A 25,205-nucleotide genomic window follows, 5' to 3' on the forward strand; every position below is an offset into this window, starting at 1 on the left:
CGCTCAGAGAGATATGCCGCATTTAAATCCGGCACGGCTTCACGCGTGGCTCAGCAACGCTCGAGTCTTGGCTGACCAAGTGATTTCGGCTGGAGTACAAAAGGGCCCTTCACAGGCTGTGTGAAAACACTCTGGCGAAGGCACCAACAAACGCCCCGACATGTTCGGGGCGTTTGTTTTTGTGCTGGAAAAAAACCTTTCAACCAAATTAACTGAATCTTATAGCGATGCCCTAACCACCAATGGACAATCAACTGGCTGGGCTCCCGAGACGTCGAGGGTCTCGATCAGGTGCCGGGCAGCCTTGCGACCGATCTCGTAGTACGGCAGTTGCACCGTGGTCAGCGGCGGGATGAACAGCTCGGCAATACCGATCATGTTGTCGTAGCCGAGCACGGCGACATCGTCGGGAATTTTCAGGTCACGGCCCAACAACAGCTGATAGGCACAAAACGCGATGCGGTCGTTGCCACAGATCAGAATGTCGAATTGGGGACGACCCTCAATGATGTGCCGGTCGAGGATGGCTGCGGTTTCACCATAGGCGTCATGATCGGAAAGGTCGTATTGCAGGAGTGCGTCAGGCAACAGCCCGAATGCCTGACAGGCACGTTGCAGACCTTTTTGTCGCAGGTTCCAGGCCAGACTCTGTTTTGGCAGATTGATGCACAGAGGGCGCCGATAGCCCTGGCTCAACGCGTGATGTACGGCTCGATACTGCCCCGCTTCGTCGTCTGGCACATAACTCACCAGGCGACTGTCATCGGCCAGGCAATTGGCGAGTACCAGGGGTTTGCTCTTCAATCGCTCGGGAATGCTCACCTGGCGAAAACCCATGGCGCTGAAGATCAACCCGTCGGGGCGGTGCGACAACATCAGGTCGATGTTCTGGTCGGTGGGCGGGTTGCTCAACAGGTTAAGGATGAACACATTCCAGCCGGCTTGCTGCGCGGTCTGTTCGATGGACAGCAGCAACTCGACGGCGAACGGTGTGGTCGCGGTGTCCAGCGCGAACACACCGATGGTTCGCGACTGGAGGTTGTCGCCGCGCATCTTGCGCGCCGACAGGCTCGGTACGAATTGCAGTTCATCAATGGCGCGACGCACCCGTAGAAGGGTTTCGGGGCTCAGTTTTTCCGGATTATTGAGCGCTCGAGAAACCGTCATCAGGGACACGCCGGCCAGCTGTGCAACGTCTTTCACTGAAGTCATGCGAGGCGAGCCCGGTCAGGTTGACGCAGAATCATGACACAGGGCCCGGGCTTCTCGCGACTCGAATGACGTTGCTCATAACCATCCAGAATCGAGAGGCCATGCCTTGGGAATCGAGACACACCCGCCACTCCCGCTGGCAAACAGCTTCACGCCCAGACTGTCGGGCCGCGGATAGAGGCGACTGCTGAGGCTGAAGCGCCCGTTTTCGTCGAACACCTCGATGGACGAGCGATCGAGGAACACACGCAGTTCCAGTCGCTCTTGTGTCGGGTCTATCGACACGCTGCGCTGGCCTGTGACTTGCGCACCAGAGTGGCTGCGGTCAAGCACCAGACGCTGCAACGCCGCATCGTAGTAGAGCAGGGTTTGTTCATGGCCATCGTCGCTGCAGCGCAACGCGATTCCCAGGTGGCCATCGGTGCAGCCGAGTAAATCCAGGTGCACATGGATTTCGAGCATATCGCCATTCACTTCCGGCACCCACCGGGTTCCCGATTCATCCCACCAGGACGTGCCTGGCAATGGCGCTTTGCGCAGAGCGGTGAGCTCCCGTGCCGGATACACGCAAAGGCGATCGGCGCACAGTTCAAGTTCGCGTGGCAATCCGAGCATGCCGCACCAGTGATGGGCCTGGCTCGGCATCGGGCTTTCCCACATGTCGAGCCACGCCCACACAAGGCGCCGACCATCGGCGGCCAATAGCGTCTGCGCTGCATAGAAATCGTGGCCGTTATCCAACTCGATGAAAGGCCCGCCAGTGAAGTTCCACTCGTTGTCGAGTCGGCCCACTCGGTAACCAGTCTGGTACTTGTTAAGTCGTTCGTAACCTTTGGGTGGCATGCCTTGGGGGGAGTACAGCAGCACATCGCGTCCGTTCAGTCGAAACAGATCCGGGCACTCCCACATATAGCCATCACCCTCCCTGCCGCCGGACACATAGTTAAGGAACTCCCAGACGTGCAGATCCGTGGAACGGTACAGCGGGAGCAGCGGCATATCGCCCAGACGTGCGCCGGCAATGAGGTACCAATAGTCATCCTCCTTCCATACCTTGGGGTCACGAAAGTGCATGATAGTGTCTTGCGGCGCGGTCTCGATGACTGCGCCGTGTTTGACGAACCGGATGCCGTCGCTGCTGGTGGCCAGGCACTGGACTTGACGGATCGAGCGTTCGTCACCCACTTCCCCCAGCCAGGTGTGTCCGGTGTAGATCAGTGCCAAGGTATCTCCACACACCACTGCGCTACCGGAAAAACATCCGTCACGGTCGAAGTCATCGCCGGGTGCCAGCGCAATGGGCAGGTGCTGCCAATGAACCAGATCGGCACTCTTGGCGTGGCCCCAATACATCGGGCCCCATTTCGCGTCGAAGGGGTAATGCTGATAGAACACGTGATACTCGCCACGAAAGTACACGACCCCGTTAGGGTCGTTCATCCAGCCCACTTGGGGGGCAATATGATAGCCGGGTCGATAATCCTGGATGACGCGAGACAGGCCGTCACTTAGCGCACGCTGCGCAAGGTCAAGGGAAGAAGGCATTGGATCGCTCAGGGTATTCAAAGACAAGGTCATAGGGCGCGTGCTCGTGCCGGGCTTAGAGAGACACCATCCGGCAGGGTTTCAATGGCGTGTGGGTGGCGCTTCAAGGCCGTGCCGTCGGCGTCGAACAGGTGCAGATTGCCGAACTCCAGCTGCAGCTCGACCTGATCGCCCACTTGCCATCCGGCGTTGACCTCACAACGACAGATCAGTGGCTCGTCCTGACCTGTATCGAGGTGCACATAGGTTTCACTGCCCAGGTATTCGACCCCGGTCACGACGACGCCGGCAGTTCCCTGCGCCGCCTTGAGCGACACGTGTTCCGGGCGAATCCCCAGGCTCAGTGGGGCGTCCACCGCCAGGTTCGAGCTGTCGAAGGGCAGGGCGGTCATACCCAGGACGGGAGTATCGACCAGGCTGGTTTCACCCGGTACATGCAGGCGTGCCGCCAGAAAGTTCATTCTGGGCGAACCGAGAAAACCGGCGACAAAGCGGCTCGCCGGGCGCTCATAGAGTTCGCGCGGTGAGCCGACCTGCTCTACGCGACCGCCATTGAGCACGACAATTTTGTCGGCCAGGGTCATCGCTTCCACTTGATCGTGAGTGACGTAGATCATGGTCGAGCCCAGTCGATCATGCAGCCGGGCGATTTCGTTGCGCATCTGCACCCGCAAGGATGCATCCAGATTGGAGAGCGGCTCATCGAACAGCAAAATGTCCGGTTCCCGCGCCATGGCCCTGCCCATGGCCACACGCTGACGCTGCCCTCCAGACAGTTCCTTTGGCTTGCGTTGCAGCAGTTTGTCCAATTGCAGGATTTGCGCCGTTTTCAGCACGCGCTCGCGCAGGCTGGTCTTTTCAGTCTTGGCCAGTTTGAGACCAAAACTGATGTTGTCGTAGACACTCATGTGCGGGTACAGCGCATAAGACTGAAACACCATGCCGACGCCACGCTCGCGCGGTTCCAGGTCGTTGACCCGACGCCCGTCGATCAGCAGGTCGCCGCCGCAGATCGAATCCAGTCCGGCGATCAGTCGTAGCAGGGTCGATTTTCCGCAGCCCGAAGGGCCAACGAACACCACGAATTCACCCGCCGCGATTTCCAGGCTGACGTCGCGAAGAATCCGTGCGCCGCCCAATTGTTTGTTCACGTTGTCCAGTTTCAATTTGATCACGATGCTGTTCCTTGTCTTTGTTGGGCATCAACCCTTTAACGCGCCGGCAGTGAGGCCGGAAACGATTCGGCGCTGGAAGATCAGCACCAGAATCACCAGTGGGACGGTGACCAGCACCGAGGCGGCCATCAACAATCCCCAAGGCAACTCATGGGGGCTGCCGCCGGAAATCAAGGCGATGGCGACCGGCACCGTGCGTTGCGTGTCGGTGAGGGTGAAGGTCAGGGCAAACAGGAACTCGTTCCAGGCTGCGATGAAGGCCAACAAGCCAGTGGTGACCAGTGCGGGCCAGAGCAGGGGCAACAGCACCCGGGTCAGCGTGACCCAGGGCGAGGCGCCATCCATGATTGCCGCTTCTTCCAGTTCATGAGGCAATTGCCCCATGAACGTGGTCAGCACCCAGACGGTGAAGGGCAGGGTGAAAATCGTGTAGCTCAGAATCAACGCCCAGGACGTGTTGTACAGGCCCAGGGCGCGGATCACTTCGAACAGCCCCGACAGCACGGCAACCTGGGGAAACATCGACACGCCAAGGACCATCATCAAGACCGTGCCACGCCCACGGAATTTCACCCGGCCCAAGGCATAGGCGGCGGTCACACTGAGGAACAGCGCCAGCGTTACCACGCACAGCGCAACCACCAGCGAGTTACCGATAGCCCGCAGGAATGAGGCTTGATGGAGTACCGCTGCGTAATTGGAGAAGTCGGGGTTATCGATCCAGTAGCTCACCTCGAACAAGGCGCTGGACGGCTTCAGCGAAGTCACGATGGCGTAGTAGAAAGGGAAGACCGCATACAGCAGCAATACCCCGATCAGACACCAGAACCCGAGGCGCAACAGCGCTTTTTTCAGTAGACGCGGGCTCATGACCGGACCTCCAGTTGACGGCGTCCGAGGTAGAGATAAAGCATGGCGATGACCGCAACCACCAGAAACAGCAGCGTCGAGGCCGCGCTGCCGTAACCGACGTCCTGGAACTCAACCAGGTGCTGGCGGGCATACACCGACATGCTCATGGTGCTCGACGAGTTAGAAGTCAGCACATAGATCACGTCGAACACCCGCAGCGAGTCGAGGATGCGGAAGATCGCCGCCACCAACAGTGCAGGCATCAATAGGGGAAGGGTGACACGCCAGAACACTTTCAGCGGATGAATGCCATCGACCCTCGCGGCTTCGTAGCAATCGCTCGGCAACATCTGCAAGGCCGCCAGCATCAGTAGCGTGACAAAAGGGACGGTCTTCCAGACATCGACGATGATCACCGCCCACATCGACAGATCCGCATCGGCCGTCCAGGCCAGGGGCGCGTCAATCAGGCCGACGCTCAGCATCATGTGATTGATGATGCCGAACTGGTCGTTAAGCATCCATGACCAGATCTTCGCCGAGACAATCGTCGGAATCGCCCAGGGAATCAGAATCAACGCACGCACCAAAGAGCGTCCGGTGAACTTGATGTTCAGCAGCAACGCCACCAGCAGTCCCAGTACGACTTCCAGTCCTACCGACACCACGGTGAAATGCAAGGTGTTGCGCACAGCGTTCCACCATTGAGGATCGACCAGGATGCCCGACCAGCTGGAACCGTTGTGGAACAGATAATTGCTCAAGCCGACGAAGGCTCCGCCACTCGTATCCGACAGGCTGGCGTCGGTCAGACTGAACCAGAATGTGCGCAGCAGCGGCCAGGCTGCCACCAGGGCCAGACACAACAGCATCGGTGTCAAAAACAGCCAGGCAGCGCGTACTCGGCGACGTTGTACGGGCGTTTCCCTGGTGAGCAGAAGCTCCTCACAGGGGACATGGGTAGAAGAGACAGACATGGTGATTTCCTTCCTTGTGGCTTACCAGTTCCGGCGTTTGATGCGCGTGAGTTCGCTTTCCAGTTCGGCCAGCGCCTGATCGACAGGCAACTCGCCCGCCAGCACGCCATGCACTCGATCGAAGAACGCATTGGAGACCCTTGGATAGCGATCGGCAGTGATTGAGGCGGGGCGCATGACCCCATCGTTGAGAATACTGTGCAGCTGAGCGTAATAAGGCATTGCCGCGAGCAATTCGGGATCTTGATACAGCGACTCGATAACCGGGTTATAGGCGCCTATCAGGGCACGACGTTTCTGCTCTTGGGCACGGGTCAGGTAGCTCACCAGCTCGGCGGCAAGTTTTGGATGGGCGCTGTAACGCGATACCGCCAGACCCCAGCCACCGAGGGTGGATGCATGGCTGCCGGTCTCGCCGCCGCGGGGCAGGGGGGCGACCCCAACCTTATCCTTTACTGCACTGTCCTGGCTTTGCACCAGGGCCCAGACATAAGGCCAGTTACGCATGAACAGCGCATTTCCCGACTGGAACACGCCACGGCCTTCTTCCTCGGTGTAATTGAGTACCCCACGCGGGGAGATGTCTCCCACCCAGCTTTTCGCCAGGGTCAAAGCCGTTCTTGAGGCCTGACTGTTGACCACGATGTCGCCTCGTGGATTGACCAGTCCACCTTCCGGTTGGCTGCTGATCCACTCCAGCGCATTACACGTCAGGCCTTCGTAAGCGCGCCCTTGAAAGATGTAACCCCATGCATTGGGGTTCCCGGCAGTGCGCTCGGCCTGTTGAATATTCCTGGCGGTAGCGGTCATTTCCTCCCACGTCTGGGGAACCTGCTGGTTGTATTTCTCGAGCAAGTCCTTGCGGTAATACAGCAGGCCCGAGTCGGTGAACCACGGCATCGTCACCAGCCGTCCGTTCACCGTGGCGTTATCCACCTGTGCCTGGAAGTAGCCCTGGGTCGCATTGGCAGGAAGCACCTCGCGCAGATCCATCAGATGTTTGGCCAGCATCCCCGGCCACACCATGTCGATTTGAATGATGTCGATGTCGCTGGACTGCGCACTGAGGATCTGTTGGTAGAACGACAACCTCTCGGTTGCCGAGTTAGGTGTTGAGACCACCTCGACGTGGTTGCCGGTCTGTTTCGACCACGCCTCGACAGCCTCCTTGCAGAGTTGTAACTCCGCACCCACCGCGCCGCAGGAGATCGTCAAATCAGCTGCGTTCGAGAGGGATGGAAGCCCGGCACAAAGGGTGAGCAGTGCTGCTGGAAGAAGAGATTTAAGCTGTTTCATAAAGCCCTCTTTATTTTTGTTTTTAGAAAAGTTAACGTTAACATCGCCAAATGTAGCAGCGTATTAGCGATGAGGCATCCTTTTTTTCGTCGATTGCGACAATTCGCAACTCACGAAAAATGGCCGGTCGCGGAAACTAGACAATAAAAACAAAACAGGAAATCCACATGCAGAAAGCATCAAGCTGGCTACTCGCAGGCGTGCTCGGCACCTCGGCGGTAACCTCTCAGGCCGCGACTCTGGAAGAACGCATGGCCGCGTTTGAAGCCCGTACCAGCGCAGCGGAGAAGCGTGCGGCCGCAGCCGAACAGCAAACCCAGGCACTTGCCAGGGAATTGCAGCAGATCAAACTCGCCACTGCTCCCTTGCCGCCCGCCGCGTCTACTGCGGCAGTAATTTCGGCGCCCGCTTTGGATACCCGAGTGGCAAAACTCGAGGCCCGTCAGCAAAGCCTGGAGAAAGAGGGCAGTACCGGACACCTCACTGATGGGTTCAGCTTCAACGGCTACGCCCGCTCCGGATTGCTGATCAACGATCGGCTGGGTGGTGGTCGTGGTGGCCCTTATGAAACTCCTGCCGGTTCAGTCGGTGGTGCAGTCGGGCGACTCGGTAACGAGGACGACACCTACATGCGTATAGACCTGTCGAAAGAAATCTATGCGCAAAACGGCACCCGTTCCAAATTCACGGTCTCCATCGCCGATGGTGTGGAAAGTTCCAATGACTGGACGGCCGACGAAAGCAAACTGAACGTGCGCCAGGTATTCACAGCGCTTGACCATGTCGCTGCGTTCAAGGGCAATTCAGTGTTCGAGAACGCCACCCTGTGGGCAGGCAAGCGATTCGATAGAGATAATTTCGATATCCACTGGCTGGACTCGGACGTTGTCTATCTGGCCGGCACCGGGGGTGGAATCTACGATATGCAGATGAACAAGAATTGGCGTTCGAACTACTCTTTGATCGGGCGTAACTACGGGGATTTCAGTCAAGGCGATCTTAGTGCCGATGTGGAAAGCTACATCCTGACCTCCAACCAGTTCTTCGAGGATGGTCAGTGGCAGTGGATGTTCAATGCCATCGGCGCAAAGAAAAACGATTTCGCTACCCGAACCAATGCAGCGGGTTTGACGCCTGCGGATTCCGGCTTGCACAGCATGCTGGCCAATCACCAGAAAAACTTTTTCGGCAGAGAAGGCTTCTTCAAAACGGCGCTGCTCTATGGGCAAGGTCTGGGAGCTGAGGTCAAGAACGTCGGCTCGGATGGTGAACTGATTGATGATGCCCGCGCTCTGCGTCTGGCACTTTACGGTGAGACACCCCTTGCGCCTGACTGGCGTATCGGCCCCAGCTTGCTGGCAGAACAGAGCAAGGATAGATACGTCAAGGGTGACGACTACCGCTGGCTGACCCTGAACGTGCGTTTGGCCAATAAAATCAACAGCAATTTCGAGATGGCCTACGAAATAAGCTGGCAAACCATGAACCTCGACCCGAAGGACTATCTACAACGTAATGCGGTCGACGGTAACTTTTGGAAGTTCACTGTCGCCCCGACATTCAAACCTGAGGTTGGAGATCTTCTCACACGTCCCGAATTGCGAGTGTTCGCAAGCTTCATGAACTGGTCTTCGGATCTGGACAAATTCAGTACCACAGACTCCTTTGGCATGACGGACTTCAAAGCCGGAGGTGTATGGCAATACGGTATACAGATGGAAACCTGGTTTTAATATTTGAACGGGTCCGGCCAACACGCCTTCAGCGCACCTGTCGGCAGTTCCCTACGACAAAATATTGAGGAAATGACGATGGTATTGCCTCGCGCAGTAGTGTTTGGCGAAGCCCTGACCGATCTTGTCCAAGGCACTCCTGGACAGTGGAAGGGTTACCCGGGTGGTGCTCCCTGGAACGTTGCACGAGCGCTAAGTCGCTTGGGTGTCAGCAGCGCTTTTGCTGGGTCGGTGAGCATGGATTCTCTGGGTGACGAGATAGTTTCGCAGTCGGAAGCGGCAGCATTGGATATGAGGTTTATCCAACGGGTAGACCGAGATCCTTTGGTCGCCATCGTTCCATCGAGCCGTCCTCCAAGATACTTTTTTGCTGGAGATGCCGATCTGTTTTTTGATCCGGATCTGATGCCCGAAGGATGGATCAACCAAGCAGAGCTGTGTCATTTCAGCTGCATCAGTTTGGCCCGACAGCCACTCGCAGACAAGCTGGTTAAAATTGCTCAGCAGGCCAAAAAAGCCGGTAAACGGATTAGCTATGATCCGAACTGGCGCAATTTAATGGATAGCCATTATCGGGAGCAGACCTTCCCTACGATGACCACCCTTGCTGACATGATCAAGCTTTCCGATGAAGACCTTCGGCAAATTTATCCAGGGCTGACAGAACACCAGGCAATGGATGAGCTTCGCGCTCTTAATCCTCAGGCGCAGATCCTTTTTACCCGAGGAGAACACGGGATGATTCTCCACACCCCGGACAGCCAACTCGATCAGCCGGCGATTGCCGTGAAGGTGGAAGACACGGTTGGAGCAGGAGACGCTTGTATGGCTGGTTGGCTGGCTGCGCAGTTGTTGGGGATCGCGGACTTGAGAGAACGCCTGCAATTTTCAGCGGCTTGCGCATCCATATCTTGCCGCCATGCCGGAGCCCATGCTCCAGCGCTAGCTGATGTGGAAGGTTTGCTGCAGCTGCTGAAACATACTTGACCATGGTTGCCGGCGCCGAGGAGTTGTCTAAGTAAAAAGACGCGGCACCGCCCCTGACCATAAGCGTTGCTGGCTCGGGGTTCTGGGGCTCAATGATTACGCACGAGCGAAAGTTGCTCGGTATGTGCGTTGAGATCATTGCGCAGGTTGGCGAGCATACTCTCTATTGCACGATTGCTGTTGAGCTCGGAACAGGAGATGCCGGTAGAGAAAAGATCTATCCGGCCTGTCTCTGGACTGTAGATACGAACAGTAAGACAGTTGTCAGATGAAACTGAGCATGCGCAATACATCGGGAGAAAGCTTCTCTCGACCAGGTATCGAAGCTCTAGACTGGAAAGCATGGTGGCTACCCTCAACAGGAGCCAACCAAGAGACTCATGCTATAGCGCGTAAAATCAGGAGCGTGTAACGATTACACGCTAGATCACCTTACCCTTGACCTTGGCGAAGAAGGTTACTTTTCAGTCTATGCTTTATCCGGCACCGACCGTTAGATCGTTTGGCAGCAGCCTGCAATCGGCTAGACAGAATCATCAGGGGGTGCAATATGCGCCTGATCATACCCTCGCCGGGCTGTTCATATATGCCCTGTCACACCCTTGTCACATCCACCCAGCATAGTGCGGTCAGCCAAAGGGATTTGGCCCATCTACAGAGAGCCCGGCCGACGCCGGGCTTTTTCGTATCTGCGACATGCTTTTCACGAAACGCTCACGGAATGGAGTGCAGATTGAACGAACAAAAGGATTTGACCCCGTACAGAAAGCCCGCCACTGAGCGGGCTTTTTGCTGCCTGCTACGCTTTTCGTCACACAAAGGAGGCGTCAGCAAGTTGAACAAGGTGCGCTCGCCATTGCCACTGCGCAAAACCGGTTATCCCGCGTGAATCGAATCATGGTCTGGAGGCTAAGCCAGTCCCGCGGAACTAGCTTGTGCGTTCCTGAGTTGAATACCTGACGCGACGCTCGCTCAACATCAACGTCGCTATGGCAACCAGCACAGGTACAAAGGCAAGCGCACAGATAACGGTCCAACCGTATCGATTCAATATACCTCCCGATGCAAACGAGCCGAGTACCATGGCGCCAAAGACAATGAAATCATTGAGCGCCTGGACACTGTTTCTTTCGCTTGTTTTATGGCACTGAAGGACGAGCGCAGAGGCGCCGACAAAACCGAAATTCCAGCCAATCCCTAGAAGCACCAAACATAGATAAAAGTGGTAGGACTGCACGCCGGCAAGCCCGACAGCAACAGACGCGCCGGTTAACATCAACCCCATCAACACAACGCGGTTTGCCCCAAAACGGTGGATCAGCTTTCCAGTGAAAAAACTGGGTGCGTACATTGCAATTACGTGCCACTGCAATGCCAGATTCGATGATTCCAGTGAAAGATCCTCATGCTTCATTGCTAGTGGGGCCGAAGTCATCAGGAAATTCATCAAGGTGTAAATAATGACACCACAGAGCATGGCGTTGATGAGTCGAGGCTGCCGAACAATCACCGCAAGCGGGCGACCTGGAGTACGAACAGCCGCCTCATGGCGTGGCAAATCGACACCTAGCAGCACCGCCGCCGAAACCACTGCCATTAATGCGGCTGCAACGTAAGTAGCGATAAACAGGTGTGACTCCCATAGGTCCATCGTATAGGTGACCGTCTGTGGACCTAGTACACCCGCCACTAGCCCGGCAGCCATGACGATTGAAAGCGCCCAGGGCTGCCTGTTTTCTGGAACGCATTCTGCGGTGGCGAAACGAAACGTCAGCACCACAGCGGCATAAGCGCCACCAAACAGCATCGCAGCACAGAAGATGAAAAAGGAGGACCAATAAATGCCAATCGCAGCCAGCACTCCCATCAGGATGCCGCACAACGCTCCCAGCATAAACACGGGACTGCGCCCATAGCGCTGCGCAATGGCACCGGCAGGTAGCGTGCAGCTCGCCATGCCCACGACAAAAATGGAGATAGGCAGCGTCGCCAATGCTTTATCCGGTGCAAGCATGTCTCCCACGATAGCGCCGGTTGCGTAGACGATGACTGAGTTACCACCCGCCAATGCCTGGGCGGTTGCCAGGCGAAAAATGTTGCTGTTTCCAGATGTGGCTGACACGACTTCTCTCCCTTGAATGAATCGTCCCTTAATGCAGCTGCAGCGTGCCGATTATCAATGAAAACTAATGGCCGCGCTGCTCCTTTCGATATCCAGGCGCCGGTACCGCGCAGGTCATCGACAAGGGCCTCCCGACAGCGGGTCTGCTAGCCCACGTCATGATGGCCAGGTTCGCCGACCATCTGCCGCTGTATCGCCAAGACGGTTTACTCGGATGACGATGAAAGCGGTGCTGCATTTGGCAGGCATCTCTGCCGACCAGTTGGCGCCTCTTACACACCATCGTACTGATACACGGTCGCACTCCAGTACTGACTGCCGTTACGTTTTTGGCGAGCCCATCCGTCGGCCACCAGTTGATTGGCGATCATTCGATTCATAAAGCCATGGCCGAGCAGCAGAACCGGTCCATCGCTGGCAAGGGACTGCAATCGTTTGGCTGCCGTGCTGGCGCGGATCCTCGCAGTGCCGGCGGATTCGACGTTGCGTGAGTAACCGCACAGCCATAAGACTCGAAGGATAAATGCCCAGGTAAACGGCGATAGCCGTGGCAGTTTCCAATGACCACAAGGTAGTTGTGCTTCGCAGAAAAGTGCGTCAACCAGTGCAGGCTTCAGGCCGAGCGCCTGGAGGGAGGTCAGCGCACGAGGCGCGCTGCTTGAAACAATCACCGTGGCGGTTGCGGCAAGTTGCATGCTGGCATGCGGGACCGGGTGGTGGGTAATTTCGGATCGGTCGTATTGCTCGATCCAGTCTTTCATCTCGAGCGCTGAGATTTTGTCGGTTGCGGCCAGTTTTGGCTGGCCGTGACGCATCAGGATTATTTCCCTGTTCACAAATTTACGTCCTTGTTCTTGCGTGTGGTAAATGACCAGGAAGTGCGGTTTCGGGAACTCCAGGTACGCCTCGCGTGCCAGCATCAAACCGCACAATGAGGCTCGAGACTATCGGCTTTGGGGCTAGACGGTAAACCCGTTTCCGAAAGTCAGTTGTCGACCATGACGGATGAGCTTTTTTTCTTCGAGGCACGCGCACTGTGCTTTTCAAACCAGCCGTGATCGCGGTACCAAGCCACGGTATCAGTGATTGTCAGCTCTAGCGCCCGGAAACTCAGGCCAAGCTCCTGTTCACTCTTGCGGTGGTTGAAACAGGTGCGGTCCTTCTCTCGTACCAAAAGGCGCAACGTGGCCATGCTCAGCAGAATGGGCTTGCCGGTAAGGCGCGCATAGATCTCCTGCACAGCCGCCAAGGTGTATAGAAAGGGGAGCGGTAGTTGTCGAACGGGTGTCTTTACGCCCGCTATACGTCCTAGAACAGGGACCAGCTGACGCATCGTCATATGCCGGCCCGCCGCGAGATAGCGCTCACCTCGTCGGCCCTGTTTGGCGGCAGCAATCAGCGCCCATGCCACATCACGGGCATCGACAACGGAGAAGCTGCCAGGGATCAGCCCGGGCAACTTGCCGTTCACGACATCGTTGACCAATTGTCCCGAGGAGGTCGGGCCAATGTCGGCAGGACCCCACATCCAGCCGGGCAGGACCATGCAGGCATGCATCTCGGGATGTGCTTCCAGGAACGACAAGACGACACGGTCGGCGAGGATCTTGCTGCGGTAGTAGTCATCCGCGTCGGCATCGGCCCGCAGACATGTCTCATCGATGGACGAGCCAGGTGCGCCGTCGAGCACGGCAATGGAAGACGTATGGACGAACCGTCGTATACCGGCGCGGTAGGCCTGGTTAAGCAGGCGCCGCGTACCAGACACATTGATCTTTTCGAGTTCTTTCCAGTGGCTGCCGCCCTTGTAGTTGTCGCGAAAGAACGCCGCGGTGTGAAACACCGTATCGCAGCCTTGCAGCGATGCTGCGAATGCGTCGACATCGGCCATGTCACCCACGACCAGCTCCACACCCGGCAGATTGTTGAACTGCTGTTCACCTTTGGCTCTTGAGCGGACCAGGCCTTTGACCGTATAGCCACGAGCGACCAATTCACGCACCAGGTTGTTGCCCAGCAAGCCGGTTGCTCCAGTAACAAATGCGCTGCGCATGGCTCAACCCTCACCCTGTTCGGCTGACGGCATCAACACCGCACTGTCGAAGAAGACCTCTTCACGGATGGCCAGCCCGTTTCTGAAGGTGAAGTGTGCGGCGTAGCGCACGGTAATATGGCGTCCATGGGGTGCAATCACCCGGTCTGGCAGCACCAAGGGTGCGGCGAAGGTGCCGGTCAGTAAGGCAGTCAGCGCCAAACGATCGTCAGCGACCATGAATGGGGTGAAGGTCACTTGGGCATCGGGGAACGCTTCGAACAGCGCAGTCTCTCGTTTGCGCATGGCGTCGCGACCGGTTTGAATCCCCATACCATCGAGGTAGATGAAGTCTTCGCAAACCAATGCAAGCATCGCCTCCACATCACGGCGATTGAAGGCTCTTGAGGCGCGTTCCGCATAGTCGTTGGGGCCAGTAGTCATTACAGTCCATTCCATTCGTGTCGAGGGTCTGTAGATATACCGTTGTGGCCTCTCCCGAAAAACAGCGACTACTGCATAATGGATTTGCACATATGCAGACCAGGGAGGACAGGACGCATGGCGTTGCAAGCAAATTGGGACGATCTTCGTCTGCTGTTGGCAGTCTCGCGGCGTGGCAGCTTCCTTCAAGCTGGCCAGTTGCTGGGTATCGCGGCGTCTACCGTGTCCCGCCGCCTGACCCAGCTTGAGGTCGCACTGGGCGAGCCACTCGTCGAGCGGGGCGTTGAAGGATGCTGGTTGACCTCGCGGGGCCAATCCCTCGTGGAAGTTGCCCTGGCTGCGGAAGCGGGCTTGAGGCGTCAAACCGCTGCTGGCATATCCGAGCTGCACACAGAGCTATCTGGCAGTGTCCTGGTCAGTGCGGGCGAGGGGTTCTCGTCTTGCGTGCTGGAGGCCGCGAGTCGCTTCACTTCTCTGCACCCGCGTTGCTCGGTGGAGCTGATGGTCACAGCCGACTTTCACAAGATCGTCCGCGGCGTGGCAGACATTGCGGTACGTACAGCTCATCTGGGTGAGCCGTCGCTGATTTATCGACCAATAGGCCGGCTCGCCTACGGTGTCTTCGCTGATGCAGGTTATCTGAAGCGGTTTCCAGGGGTGACCCCGGCCACTGCGGTCAATATTGCCTTGCTTCCCCCGCTGGACATGTTGCCGCAAATGCGTGCGGCAAAGGCCGGTGGTCTGGACCGCGCGCAGATCAGCGTGAATTCGTTCGCCGTGCAGCTCGAATCGGTGAGGCGAGGTATGGGGGTGGCCGTACTGCCCCGTATACTGGCGAAGGATCTGATCGGGTTGTTCCCGGATCTCCACCTTCCAGATATGGAAGTCTATCTGGTGACCCGGCCTCAGGCATTAAAGCAGGCCCACATCAAATGTTTTTTTGCCATCCTGGAGCAGGTGTTGCTCGAAGCCCTATCCATGGAAAATGTCGAAGGTTACCTCTTGGGGGGCGACCGGTGAGTATCGGAGCAATAACGATCTCTACCGCGTACGGGTCACCGTGCAATAGACTGGGTTTTGCGATGAGCGTGGAGCGCTTGTCAAATACCCACTCAAAGGATGAGCACATGAGCCGTACCGGCCATATCTGCCTGATGGCGACCTATAACAAATGGATGAACGAAAAGATCCATGGAGCGGCCAGGTGCTTGTCCGATGATGAGCTCTCAGCTGATAGAAAAGCGTTCTTCAGGTCGATTCTCGGGACGCTAAACCACGTGGCAGCCGGAGACACCGTGTGGCTAAAGCGATTCGCCAAACATCCAGCGAACCACTCGGCATTGGAGCCGGTGAGGCGACTTCCTGATCCGAAAAACCTTGACCAGGCGTTGTTCTCTACTATTCGAGAACTCTCAGTGTATCGAGAGAGGCTTGATCAGATAATCGTCGAATGGGCCAGCTCTATTACAGAGTCCGATCTGGACCACACCCTCCATTACGCCAGCTTGAAGGGTGTCGTGTCCGACAAGGACTTTTACGGTCTGGTGATGCATTTCTTCAACCATCAGACCCATCACCGTGGCCAGGTTACTACGCTGCTTTCACAGGCTGATGTCGACATAGGCGATACAGATTTAGTCGTCCTCATCCCATCCCGATCCGGCGTATGAAGAAAAGCGGGATACCGGTATTGAGAATTCACCGCCAAAAGGGGTAATTCGATTCGGATCGCACTGATTGCATAGCTGTCGCCCTGGCTTGATCCATGACGAACACCTCGCACCGCTGGTGGTGAACGTGCGGTGTCCCACCGCATCGTTGCCTACCTGATAGCTAATCCCGGGGGTAGGGTGACCTTGCGACACAAGCGTCTGGCAAAGCCATCTGGTCATCGCCCAGAAACCAAGGCACGGGATTGACTCCGGTGGCTGGGCCGATGATGGTGCAGTAAGTGGCCCTCATGCGACACTCCCCGCCCTACAAATCAGGGAGCGTGTTGACATGGTGCGTTTGCTTGCGGTTTCAGGGAGTCTTCGTGAGGCCTCCTCCAACTCAGTGCTGTTGCGTGCAGCTGAGGTTCTCTGTCCCAAAGGGCTGTCGATAGCGCATTATCACGAGGTTGGCCAGTTACCTCATTTCAACCCGGATTTCACGGAAAATCCTCCTGAATCCATCATGGGCTTACGCTTGAGTATCGCCCACGCGGACGGCGTTCTGATCTCTTGCCCTGAGTACGCTCGCGGAATTCCCGGCTCATTCAAGAATATGCTGGACTGGCTCGTTAGCTCTGAGGAGTTCCCAGGTAAACCCGTTGCTCTTTTCAACGCTTCACCTCGGGCTTCGCACGCGCAGGCGGCACTGCGGCTGGTTCTGGAAACAATGTCGGCTTGTATCGTGGAGCAAGCATCAATATCCGTAAATTTGCTTTCCACGCAATTGAGTGCAGAGACTATCGCAAATGATCCAACGATCCGCCCACTGATCGTTTCGGCACTTGAAGCATTCAAGCAGCAAATCGATGGAAAAAAAGCGGGCTGATACACGTACGGATCATGGCCATTGAGCCTTGCAGACTGGATCAAACTCATGATCGCCGCCGCCCGTTTTCCGCTGCGTAGAGATCCTGCAAAGAGCCAGTTCTTGCGTCCAGGAGCCCATGGTCGGATCTGATTCTCGGCCCAATTGTTGCCAATGGGAACGGCCCCGTCATCAAGGTAGCGCGATAGCGCTGCCCAGCGTTTCAGGCTGTAATCCAGTACTCTGCTGATAGCCGAAACCGTCATGCACCAGAACTTTCATACGAGTAGCGCGCCGGTTGGCGAACAGATAAGCACAGTGCGGCTTAGCCGCGCCGAATACCGCGATCACCCTGGCCAACGCAGTCTCGGTGCCTGCACGCATGTCCATCGGCTCGGTGGCGAGCCAGATGGAATCGATGCGGATCATCGCAGCAGATCTCGCAGAAAAGTCGCGCAGGCAGCAGCACTTTCGGTTGGCCAGTTCACTTTTGCGAAATTGCACTCCACTTGACCACCCGGTTGCATTCGTTCTGACCACCAATTGCATCGGATTTGACCAGCTTGCTTCGTGGCCATGACCGGCAGAAATCGGCCATAAACGGTCATTCACAGCTTGTGTCCCCCCCCCTCAAAAAATGTCGAGGCCAATCACTGCGAAAGGGGTAAATTCTGAGAGTCCTTGCGCGAATCATGTCTATAATTTTCCAGATATCGGCCCCATTGGTCAGTGAATACAAATGCCCGCAGATAACGATTCGCTACCCGGTTCTGACGTTCTCTTCGACGAGGCTGACTGTGGTTTACTGCTTACCGCAGAAAATGGCGAGATCGCACAGGTCAACCTCACATTCTGCCGTTGGTTAGGCTACCGGCGAGAAGAGCTGCTCGGTCGTCACATCCAGGACTTGATGAGCCTCGAGGGAAGGACGTTCCACAAGATGTACTGGGCGCCCCTAATGCAGATACAGGGCGTCGTGGCTGACGTGAAGTTCGATCTGGTTCACTACAACGGACATTCCATTCCATTGATGCTTAGCGCCATCAGCTGTGAGCATTCTGCTGGCGTATTTCATGAAATGACCCTGTTCAAAGCCGCGGATAGCCAAAGGTACGAGCGCGAACTGCTCAATGCCCGAATGCTTGCCGAAAGGCATTTGGCGAAGCACCTCAAGGACCAACGCGCACTGGATATGACCCAGGACAAGTTGCGCATCACGTACGCTGCAGCTGAGGACAGGGCTCTGTTCGCCGAGCAGCTTATCGGGATTGTCAGTCATGACCTGCGCAACCCATTGTCGGCGATAAAAATGGCGGCAGAACTGCTGGGCCGTAGGGCGATGGATGCTAAACAAGCACAAATACTTGGCCACATCACCCACTCGGTAGAGCGCGCACAGCGTCTGGTGGCCGATCTGTTGGATTTCACCTTGACGCAAGTTGGGCGAGGTATCGCAGTCCTGCCCAAACCAGTCGATCTACACGAACTGGTCGCCGATTGCCTGGATGAGCTAGGCTTGGCTTTCCCCGGACATGAGTTGATCCACTTGCGTTATGGGCAAGGTGACTTTACTGCCGACAGTGATCGGTTGTATCAGCTCATCGGCAACCTGGTCGCCAATGCAGTAGCCTACGGTGCTGCCGATAGCGACGTCACCGTTTCTTCGTGCTTCGAAGATCACGCGGTCATTATTACAGTGCACAACTTCGGTACTCCCATACCACTGGAATTGCTCAAGGACTTGTTCGAACCGATGATCCGTGGCAGTCATGACAATGCTGAACTTAGAAGTGTCGGGCTAGGCCTGTTCATTGTTCGTGAGATCGCAAGGGCGCACTATGGCGAAGTGGCGGTAACGTCTTCTCTAATGAGCGGAACGACATTCACTGCCACCTTTCCTCGCATCTTAAATTAGCTTGGATTGCCCCTGACTCACTCAATCCCCCTCCGTTACTAGCCGACGATAACCTGGCGTGACTGGCCGCTGTGGGTTGGTTTCAGCCGGTTGTGGAAGGCAGAAATCGGCCAAAAAGGACGTCCACCCCTGTTTACAGAACCGCCGTCAACCACAGCAACAAAAAAGGCCCTGCTTGGGCCGTTTTTGTATTCAAAACAAAATCATTTGGTCAACCAAGACTCGACAGTCGTGGAGCCGTACTCAGCCTTCCAGTTTTTAAGCGTTTTGTGATTACCACTTTTGGTATGTACGAAAATGCCAGTGTGCGGATTTTTGTAGACCTTCATTTGGTGAGGTTTACGAGTACCGGCTTTGTGCTCGGGAGCACGTTCACGTCGACCAGCCTGTGGATCAAGAAGTTTGATCACGTTTGGCAAGCTGTAGCCGTACTCAGCTAGCAGAGAGCGGAGCTTCGCTTCGAACTCAATTTCTTTCTCTAGACCAGCATCTCCTTTCAGCGCCTCGAGTGCTTGTAGCTGCTCGGCGAGGTTCTTTTCAAGCTGACGGATCTCTGCGAGTCTGGACATAGCAGATCTCTTTAGATAGTTTCCTAGCCGTGACTGAAAATCGGTTGACGCAATAGATATAGATGGTGAATAGCGTCAACGCTATGAACCGTCCCTGATTTCGTAGGCGTTTCTGGCCGTCAAGTTTTGGCCCTATTTGCGCACTATCTCCAGTGACAGTTTTTGCTGGTTTCTGCTTTGCTGACCGACAGCAAAGGGTCGTTCTCTGCCGGTCATGGCCACGAAGCATGCTGGTCAAATCCGATGCAAATGACTGGTCAAGTCGAATGCAAATGGGGGGGGGCAAGTCTGTGAAACTACCTAACTTTGACGGTGCCGCGCGGGTGCTTGATTTCAACGCAGATATTCGATGATGCTGCGTGCGAATTTGCTACGGCCAGCTGCATGGGTAACGGAATGAATGCAGGTTGCAGCGCTGTGCTTTTCTGCGCTTGCACCCGAATCCATTTGTGTACGAGGTTCGCGTTGAGGCTATGGCTGAGTGCGATGCTGGCAATCGAAGCGCCGGGGCGGGCACACGCTTGAATGACCTGGGCCTTGAAGGACTTGGAGTAGGAACGGCGTTGTGGCTGCATGAAAATACCCGCTTAAAAGGCTATAACTGGTGCCCACTTGAATTTAAGTGCACACCATGTCCTGGCCTTGCGGGGCTGGGTAGATGGCTTGGCCGGACGGATACCTTGCGACGATCCTCCAGCGCGCCCGATGTGCCAACCGCAAACAGTCCGGTTTAGCGTCACCCTTCGACGGTCATGCGCATGGCCAAGCCCGCGAGGACCGTCCCCATCAGCCAGCGTTGCACGGTCTGCCACACGGGCCTGCTGGCGAGGAATGTCGCAATGGAGCCAGCCATGATGGCAATCAGGGCGTTGACGCTCACGCTAATGACGATCTGCGTAAAGCCAAGCACGATGGATTGCGCCAGCACGCTGCCGTGGCCGGCGGGGTCGATGAACTGGGGCAGCAGCGACAAATACATGACCGCGACTTTGGGATTCAGCAGGTTGGTGACAAACCCCATCATAAACAGCTTGCGCGGGTTGTCCTTGGGCAGCTCGCGCACCTGGAACGGAGAACGGCCGCCGGGCTTGACCGCTTGCCAGGCCAGGTAGAGCAGATAGAGCGCGCCGCCGAGTCGCAGGGCGTCATACGCATAGGGAACCGCCAGGACCAGGGCTGTGATGCCCAGTGCGGCGCAAAACATATAAACGACGAAACCCAACGCCACGCCACCCAGGGAAATCAGTCCGGCCATTCGTCCCTGGCAGATCGATCGCGAGATGAGATAGATCATGTTCGGGCCGGGAGTCAGCACCATGCCGAGTGAAATCAGGCCGTAGGCAAGCAGGTTGGACAGTTCGGGCATGGCGTAACTCCTGAAGGAAGAGATAACGAATTGAAGCTCCGCTAAATCTGTATAAAACGGTTTTCGCGATCGCTGAGGTATGCACCTGGATGGCGCGGACGATAGTAGGGCGACCAAAGGGAGAACGTTAGATACAGATTGACTGACAAAACGTCATACAGCGGTCGCAGCACTTGATGTCGGTGGCTCGCGCCAACCGAGCGATGGCCGCCGCGCGCGGCCATGGTCCGGTTCACGCTGGACAACCGGTATTGCGCGGTGGCGATGGCGAGCTCACCGGCAGGGTGCCAGCGGCCGTCTGGCGACCGACCTTGAACCATGCAGCGTACAACGCCGGGACGAAGAAAATCGTCAGCAGCGTCGCCACGGTAAGGCCGCCCATGATCGCAATTGCCATCGGCCCCCAGAACACACTGCGCGTTAGCGGGATCATTGCGAGCACAGTGGCCAGCGCCGTCAGCATCACCGGACGGGCCCGGTGAATGGCGGCATCCAGCACGGCATTCCACGGGTCGCGCCCTTCGGCGATCTCGATCTGAACCTGATCGATCAGGATCACCGCGTTGCGCATGATCATGCCGCCCAGTGCGATGATGCCCAGGATCGCGACGAAGCCCAGTGGCGACTGGAACACCAATAGCGCCGGCACCACACCGATCAGGCCCAGCGGTGCTGTCAGCATCACCATCCACATGCGGGAGAAGTTCTGCAGTTGCAGCATGAGTAACAGCAGGATGGTGATCAGCATCAGCGGGGCCACCGCGAGTAGCGCCTTGTTCGCCTTGTCACTTTCCTCCACCGCGCCGCCCACGTCGATGCGGTAGCCCGACGGCAACTTCGCTTCGATATCCTTGAGCAACGGCTGGATTTCCTGCGTCACCGATACACCCTGCTCTCCATCCTTCACGTCGGCACGCACCGTGATCGCCATGTCGCGGTTACGGCGCCACAGCACTGGCTCTTCCAGTTCAGAGCGCACCTGTGCGACCTGCGACAGTGGCACCACCGTGCCCTGGCGCGTGTAGAGGTTGATGTCTTTCAGTGTGTCGAGGTTCAAGCGTTCCTCTGGTACGGCACGGGCCACGATGTCGATCAGGTCCTCGCGCTCACGCAGCTGCGACAGGGTCGCGCCGTTCATCACGGTCTGGGTCGCCAACGATACGTCGGCCGGTGTAAGGCCAAGCGCGCTCGCCTTGTCCTGATCAAGCTCCACTTTCAGCGTACGCACCGGGTCGTTCCAGTCGAGCTGCAGGTCACGCACCTTTTGGTTGGACGCAACCACCTTCTCCACGTCGCGGGCGATCTTGCGCACCACTTGGGTATCGGGGCCTACGACGCGGAACTGCACCGGGTAGCCGACAGGTGGTCCCAACTCGAGCCGTGTCACGCGCACCCACGCCTGTGGGAATTGTTGGTCAGCCGAGGCCACCAGCCGCGCACGTACTCGCTCGCGTGCATCCAGATCCTTGGTCATCACAACGAACTGGGCAAAGCCCGGATTCGGCAGCTCGGGGTTGAGCGAGAGATAGAAGCGCGGGGCGCCGGCGCCGGTGTAGGCGGTATAGAAACGCACGTCTTCGTCCTTCGCCAGGATCTCCTCCATGTGCTTGACCTGCTCGGTCGTCGCGGCGAACGAGGAGCCTTCCTTGACGCGCAGATCAATGACCAGTTCAGGACGCGAACTGTTGGGGAAGAATTGCTGCGGCACTAGCTTGATACAGGCCAGGGCAAGCGCCAAAGCGCCAACCGTCGCACCGATGACCACCCAGCGGCGCTCGATGGCGGCGTCGATCAGGCGGCGCAGGCTGCGGTAGAACTTCGTGTCGTACAGATCACCATGCTGGTGCTTGCCCAAGTCGTCAGGCAGCATCTTGACCGCCAGGTACGGCGTGAAGATGCCGGAGCAGATCCACGAGAACAGCACCGCGGCGCCGACGATCCAGAAAATGCCACCCGCGTACTCGCCGGTGGTGGACTTCGAGAGGCCGATCGGCAGGAAGCCCACGACGGTGATCAGCGCGCCGGTCAGGCGCGGCATGGCGGTGGACTGATAGGAGAAGGCGGCCGCCTTCACGCGGTCCATGCCGGTTTCCATCTTCGCCACCATCATCTCGATGGCGATGATGGCGTCATCCACCAGCAGTCCCAACGCGATAATCAGCGAGCCGAGCGAGATACGCTCAAGGTTCCAGCCCATCGCCAGCATCACCAGCGCCACGCCGCCCAGCACCAGCGGCACCGTGGTCGCGACCACGAGGCCGGCGCGCCAGCCCAGGCTGGCCAGGCTCACCACGATCACGATGATCAGCGCCTCGACCAGCGCGTGTGCGAAGTCATGGATAGCATCCTTCACCGTAGTGGGTTGGTCGGCCACGAGCTCCAGCTCCACGCCGTGAGCAAGTTCCGACTGGATCTTGGCGACTGCCGTGTCCATCGCCTTGCCAAGGTCCACGATGTTGCCGTCGCTGGTCATTGTGATGCCGAGCATCAGCACTGGCTGGCCGTTGTGACGAACCGTGTAGGTGGGCGGATCCTCGAAACCGCGCGTGACGGTCGCAATGTCGCCGAGTTTGATCTGCCGGCCGCCCGCGGCGATGGGTACGTTGCGGATAGCCTCTTCGCTGGCGAATTGGCCACTCACACGCACCATGACGCGGTCGCCGCGGGTGTCGATCTGGCCGGCGGGCAACAGGGCGTTCTGGCTCTTGAGGCTTTCGGCGATGGCCAGCGGTGTAATGCCCAGCGCTGCCAGGCGCTCGTGCGAGAACTCGACGTAGACACGCTTGGCCTGCTTGCCGATGACATCGATCTTCTTGACCATCGGCACCTTCAGCATCTGGCGCTTGATGTCCTCGGCCGCGTCCGACAGGTCGGCGTGGCCAACGCCGTCGCCCTTGACCGCGTACATCAGGCCATACACGTCGCCGTACTCGTCGTTCAGGATCGGGCCGATCACGCCGTCAGGCATCTCCAGGCTCAGGTCGTTGAGTTTCTTGCGCGCCTGGTACCAGGCCTCACGCTGGTCAGCCTTGGAGGTGCCGCCACGCACGGTAAGCGTCATGCCCGCGTAGCCCTGCCGCGCGTAGGTGACCACCTTTTCGAAGTTGTCGATCTGCTCGAATTTCTTCTCCATACGATTGAGGACCTGGTCCTGCAATTGCTGGGCGGTGGCGCCCGGCCAAATGACCATGGCGGTCATGGAGGGCACGGAAAAGTTCGGATCTTCGAGCTGACCGAGCCGGGTAAAGCTGAAGGCGCCGGCCGCCGCGACAATGAGGAGCATGAACAGGACAATGGCGCGATGGCGCAGCGCCCAGTCGGTGAGGTTGAAGTTGTTCATCGGGTGGCCTGCTGCGTGGTGTTCGCGTCAACAATCGCCGCGCCGGGAAGCGCGACCTTCAATCCGGACGTCATCTTCTGGATCCCGGCGGTAACGACCAATGCGCCGGCCTGCGGCCCGGAGACGAGCACTTCGTCATTGCGGTAGCCCCACACCGCCACACGCTCCAGTTCGACGATGCCTACCGGATCCTTGCCCGCGGGCGTGACTACCCAAAGCGCCGGCTGGCCGTCGCTTTGGGTCAGTGCCGTCGCCGGCACCGCCGCCACCGAGACACTTGCCATCATGCGCTTGGCCATTACAGTGGCGGTGGCGCCCAGCGGCAGCGCCTGCATTGGCTTAAGCCGCGCGCGATAGGTGCGCGTCTGCGCCGCAGCCTGCGGCGACAGCTCGCGCAGCGTGACATCGAAGGTCTCGTTCGGCGCACTGGCCAGCGAGGCCTTGAACTGCGCGTCCTTGAAGACGGACAACTGATCCTCGGGCACGTCGATGACGATCTCGGATTCATCCGGATTCGCAACCGAGACGACCGGTTGACCCTCCGCCACGACCTGGCCTGCCTCGAAGCGCACAGCCGTGACAACACCGCTACGGGAGGCGCGCAGCACGGTGTACTTGAGCCGGTTGCGCGCGAGTTCGAGCTTTCGCGCCTCGGCCTCGGCAGTCGCATGAGCAGTCTGGGCATTTGTATGTGCGCGCTCGTCGTCGGCCGCACTGACCGAGCCGTCAGCCTTTAGCGCGGTAAGGCGTTGGTGGTCCGAATCGGCCTGACGAGTCTGCTCGACGGCAACTGCCCACTGCTGTCGCGACGCTTGCTCAGCGAGGCGGTAGTCGCTGTCGTCCAGCACAGCCAGTACGTCGCCTTCGCGCACAATCTGACCTGCATCGACCTTGCGCTGGGCTACCTTGCCGCCCACGCGGAAGGCTTGATCGACTTCATGCCGTGACTGCACGGTGCCCACGTAGCGATTGCTTTCGCGGGCATTGTCGTAGCTGATTTCAACGGTGCGTACCGGTCGTGGGGCCTGCACGGACGGCTGATCCGGGCTGCACGCGCAAAGCATGGCAGCGACGGCCAAAACGCCGGCCGTAGTAAGGGGATTCTTCAAGACGGTTCCTCTTT

23 protein-coding genes and 2 pseudogenes are annotated in these 25,205 nt (G+C 57.7%); 7 read left to right on the plus strand and 18 right to left on the minus strand.

Annotated elements, in window-relative coordinates:
• Positions 1 to 219: 219 nt before the first annotated feature.
• From AC1DWG_RS06500 to AC1DWG_RS06525, 6 genes are all read right to left on the minus strand, one after another.
• Positions 220 to 1,212, minus strand: coding sequence for a LacI family DNA-binding transcriptional regulator (locus AC1DWG_RS06500; RefSeq protein WP_477787512.1), 993 nt, complete (start codon positions 1,210 to 1,212; stop codon positions 220 to 222).
• A gap of 75 nt (positions 1,213 to 1,287) precedes the next feature.
• Entirely contained in the window at positions 1,288 to 2,790 is a 1,503-nt protein-coding gene (locus AC1DWG_RS06505) for a glycoside hydrolase family 32 protein (RefSeq protein WP_477787513.1), read from the minus strand.
• Positions 2,787 to 3,932 (minus strand): ABC transporter ATP-binding protein, encoded by a 1,146-nt coding sequence (locus tag AC1DWG_RS06510; protein WP_477787514.1) that lies wholly within the window; start codon positions 3,930 to 3,932, stop codon positions 2,787 to 2,789. Before AC1DWG_RS06510 ends, AC1DWG_RS06505 begins: the two co-directional genes overlap by 4 nt.
• A 27-nt stretch (positions 3,933 to 3,959) precedes the next feature.
• On the minus strand, positions 3,960 to 4,802 hold the full coding sequence (locus AC1DWG_RS06515) for a carbohydrate ABC transporter permease (protein WP_108228924.1): 843 nt from the start codon (positions 4,800 to 4,802) through the stop codon (positions 3,960 to 3,962).
• Positions 4,799 to 5,761, minus strand: coding sequence for a carbohydrate ABC transporter permease (locus AC1DWG_RS06520; protein WP_477755231.1), 963 nt, complete (start codon positions 5,759 to 5,761; stop codon positions 4,799 to 4,801). Before AC1DWG_RS06520 ends, AC1DWG_RS06515 begins: the two co-directional genes overlap by 4 nt.
• Before the next feature lie 21 nt (positions 5,762 to 5,782).
• On the minus strand, positions 5,783 to 7,057 hold the full coding sequence (locus AC1DWG_RS06525) for an ABC transporter substrate-binding protein (protein WP_477755236.1): 1,275 nt from the start codon (positions 7,055 to 7,057) through the stop codon (positions 5,783 to 5,785).
• A gap of 167 nt (positions 7,058 to 7,224) precedes the next feature.
• Between AC1DWG_RS06525 and AC1DWG_RS06530 the strand changes: the two genes are divergently transcribed.
• Positions 7,225 to 8,790 (plus strand): carbohydrate porin, encoded by a 1,566-nt coding sequence (locus AC1DWG_RS06530; RefSeq protein ID WP_477764980.1) that lies wholly within the window; start codon positions 7,225 to 7,227, stop codon positions 8,788 to 8,790.
• Positions 8,791 to 8,868: 78 nt separating this feature from the next.
• On the plus strand, positions 8,869 to 9,777 hold the full coding sequence (locus tag AC1DWG_RS06535; RefSeq protein WP_477764979.1) for a carbohydrate kinase family protein: 909 nt from the start codon (positions 8,869 to 8,871) through the stop codon (positions 9,775 to 9,777).
• Positions 9,778 to 9,866: 89 nt separating this feature from the next.
• Here the strand turns inward: AC1DWG_RS06535 and AC1DWG_RS06540 are convergent, their stop codons facing one another.
• Together AC1DWG_RS06540 and AC1DWG_RS06545 are read right to left on the minus strand one after the other, a co-directional pair.
• The gene (locus AC1DWG_RS06540) at positions 9,867 to 10,121 is read right to left on the minus strand and encodes a DUF1652 domain-containing protein (protein WP_477755228.1); all 255 of its coding nucleotides are present in this window, start codon (positions 10,119 to 10,121) and stop codon (positions 9,867 to 9,869) included.
• A gap of 584 nt (positions 10,122 to 10,705) precedes the next feature.
• On the minus strand, positions 10,706 to 11,899 hold the full coding sequence (locus AC1DWG_RS06545) for an MFS transporter (RefSeq protein ID WP_477787515.1): 1,194 nt from the start codon (positions 11,897 to 11,899) through the stop codon (positions 10,706 to 10,708).
• A gap of 90 nt (positions 11,900 to 11,989) precedes the next feature.
• Between AC1DWG_RS06545 and AC1DWG_RS06550 the strand changes: the two are divergent.
• Positions 11,990 to 12,114, plus strand: a pseudogene (locus AC1DWG_RS06550) (IS66 family transposase); the annotation flags it as partial.
• A 57-nt stretch (positions 12,115 to 12,171) separates the two neighbouring features.
• On the opposite strand, the gene AC1DWG_RS06555 reads toward AC1DWG_RS06550, so the two are convergent.
• The 3 genes from AC1DWG_RS06555 to AC1DWG_RS06565 form a co-directional block, all read right to left on the minus strand.
• A complete protein-coding gene (locus AC1DWG_RS06555) occupies positions 12,172 to 12,714 on the minus strand; it encodes a histidine phosphatase family protein (RefSeq protein WP_477765003.1) in 543 nt (180 codons plus the stop codon).
• 170 nt (positions 12,715 to 12,884) lie between these two features.
• The gene (locus AC1DWG_RS06560) at positions 12,885 to 13,952 is read right to left on the minus strand and encodes an SDR family oxidoreductase (protein ID WP_477764977.1); all 1,068 of its coding nucleotides are present in this window, start codon (positions 13,950 to 13,952) and stop codon (positions 12,885 to 12,887) included.
• Between the two features lie 3 nt (positions 13,953 to 13,955).
• Positions 13,956 to 14,375, minus strand: coding sequence for an ester cyclase (locus tag AC1DWG_RS06565; protein WP_477787516.1), 420 nt, complete (start codon positions 14,373 to 14,375; stop codon positions 13,956 to 13,958).
• A 117-nt stretch (positions 14,376 to 14,492) separates the two neighbouring features.
• Here AC1DWG_RS06565 and AC1DWG_RS06570 point away from each other — a divergent pair, with 117 nt between their 5' ends.
• The 3 genes from AC1DWG_RS06570 to AC1DWG_RS06580 all read left to right on the plus strand — a co-directional run bounded on the left by AC1DWG_RS06570 (position 14,493) and on the right by AC1DWG_RS06580 (position 16,913).
• Positions 14,493 to 15,395, plus strand: coding sequence for a LysR family transcriptional regulator (locus AC1DWG_RS06570; RefSeq protein ID WP_477764975.1), 903 nt, complete (start codon positions 14,493 to 14,495; stop codon positions 15,393 to 15,395).
• 107 nt (positions 15,396 to 15,502) lie between these two features.
• A complete protein-coding gene (locus tag AC1DWG_RS06575; RefSeq protein WP_477755613.1) occupies positions 15,503 to 16,045 on the plus strand; it encodes a DinB family protein in 543 nt (180 codons plus the stop codon).
• Between the two features lie 331 nt (positions 16,046 to 16,376).
• The gene (locus AC1DWG_RS06580) at positions 16,377 to 16,913 is read left to right on the plus strand and encodes an NADPH-dependent FMN reductase (RefSeq protein WP_477760673.1); all 537 of its coding nucleotides are present in this window, start codon (positions 16,377 to 16,379) and stop codon (positions 16,911 to 16,913) included.
• On the opposite strand, the pseudogene AC1DWG_RS06585 reads toward AC1DWG_RS06580, so the two are convergent.
• Both AC1DWG_RS06585 and tnpB read right to left on the minus strand, forming a co-directional pair.
• Positions 16,913 to 17,131, minus strand: a pseudogene (locus AC1DWG_RS06585) (IS66 family transposase); the annotation flags it as partial. The gene AC1DWG_RS06580 and the pseudogene AC1DWG_RS06585 overlap by 1 nt on opposite strands.
• Positions 17,085 to 17,441 (minus strand): IS66 family insertion sequence element accessory protein TnpB, encoded by a 357-nt coding sequence (gene tnpB / locus AC1DWG_RS06590; RefSeq protein ID WP_477787538.1) that lies wholly within the window; start codon positions 17,439 to 17,441, stop codon positions 17,085 to 17,087. The pseudogene AC1DWG_RS06585 and the gene tnpB, both read right to left, overlap by 47 nt.
• 190 nt (positions 17,442 to 17,631) lie before the next feature.
• On the opposite strand from tnpB, the gene AC1DWG_RS06595 reads away from it, so the two are divergent.
• Complete coding sequence (locus tag AC1DWG_RS06595; protein ID WP_477764974.1) at positions 17,632 to 18,807, plus strand: PAS domain-containing sensor histidine kinase; 1,176 nt, start codon at positions 17,632 to 17,634, stop codon at positions 18,805 to 18,807.
• A gap of 203 nt (positions 18,808 to 19,010) precedes the next feature.
• Here AC1DWG_RS06595 and AC1DWG_RS06600 read toward each other — a convergent pair whose 3' ends face one another.
• The 5 genes from AC1DWG_RS06600 to AC1DWG_RS06620 form a co-directional block, all read right to left on the minus strand.
• The gene (locus AC1DWG_RS06600) at positions 19,011 to 19,376 is read right to left on the minus strand and encodes a histone-like nucleoid-structuring protein, MvaT/MvaU family (RefSeq protein ID WP_477764973.1); all 366 of its coding nucleotides are present in this window, start codon (positions 19,374 to 19,376) and stop codon (positions 19,011 to 19,013) included.
• A gap of 296 nt (positions 19,377 to 19,672) precedes the next feature.
• On the minus strand, positions 19,673 to 19,951 hold the full coding sequence (tnpA, locus tag AC1DWG_RS06605) for an IS66-like element accessory protein TnpA (protein ID WP_477764972.1): 279 nt from the start codon (positions 19,949 to 19,951) through the stop codon (positions 19,673 to 19,675).
• Between the two features lie 161 nt (positions 19,952 to 20,112).
• Positions 20,113 to 20,742 (minus strand): LysE family translocator, encoded by a 630-nt coding sequence (locus AC1DWG_RS06610; protein ID WP_457266161.1) that lies wholly within the window; start codon positions 20,740 to 20,742, stop codon positions 20,113 to 20,115.
• Between the two features lie 232 nt (positions 20,743 to 20,974).
• The gene (locus tag AC1DWG_RS06615) at positions 20,975 to 24,082 is read right to left on the minus strand and encodes an efflux RND transporter permease subunit (protein WP_477764971.1); all 3,108 of its coding nucleotides are present in this window, start codon (positions 24,080 to 24,082) and stop codon (positions 20,975 to 20,977) included.
• Positions 24,079 to 25,191 carry an efflux RND transporter periplasmic adaptor subunit gene (locus tag AC1DWG_RS06620; RefSeq protein ID WP_477787517.1) on the minus strand — a complete coding sequence of 371 codons (1,113 nt, stop codon included), beginning with the start codon at positions 25,189 to 25,191 and terminating at the stop codon, positions 24,079 to 24,081. Before AC1DWG_RS06620 ends, AC1DWG_RS06615 begins: the two co-directional genes overlap by 4 nt.
• Positions 25,192 to 25,205 lie beyond the last annotated feature (14 nt).

It is taken from the genome of Pseudomonas sp. P4_B3 (assembly GCF_056402295.1).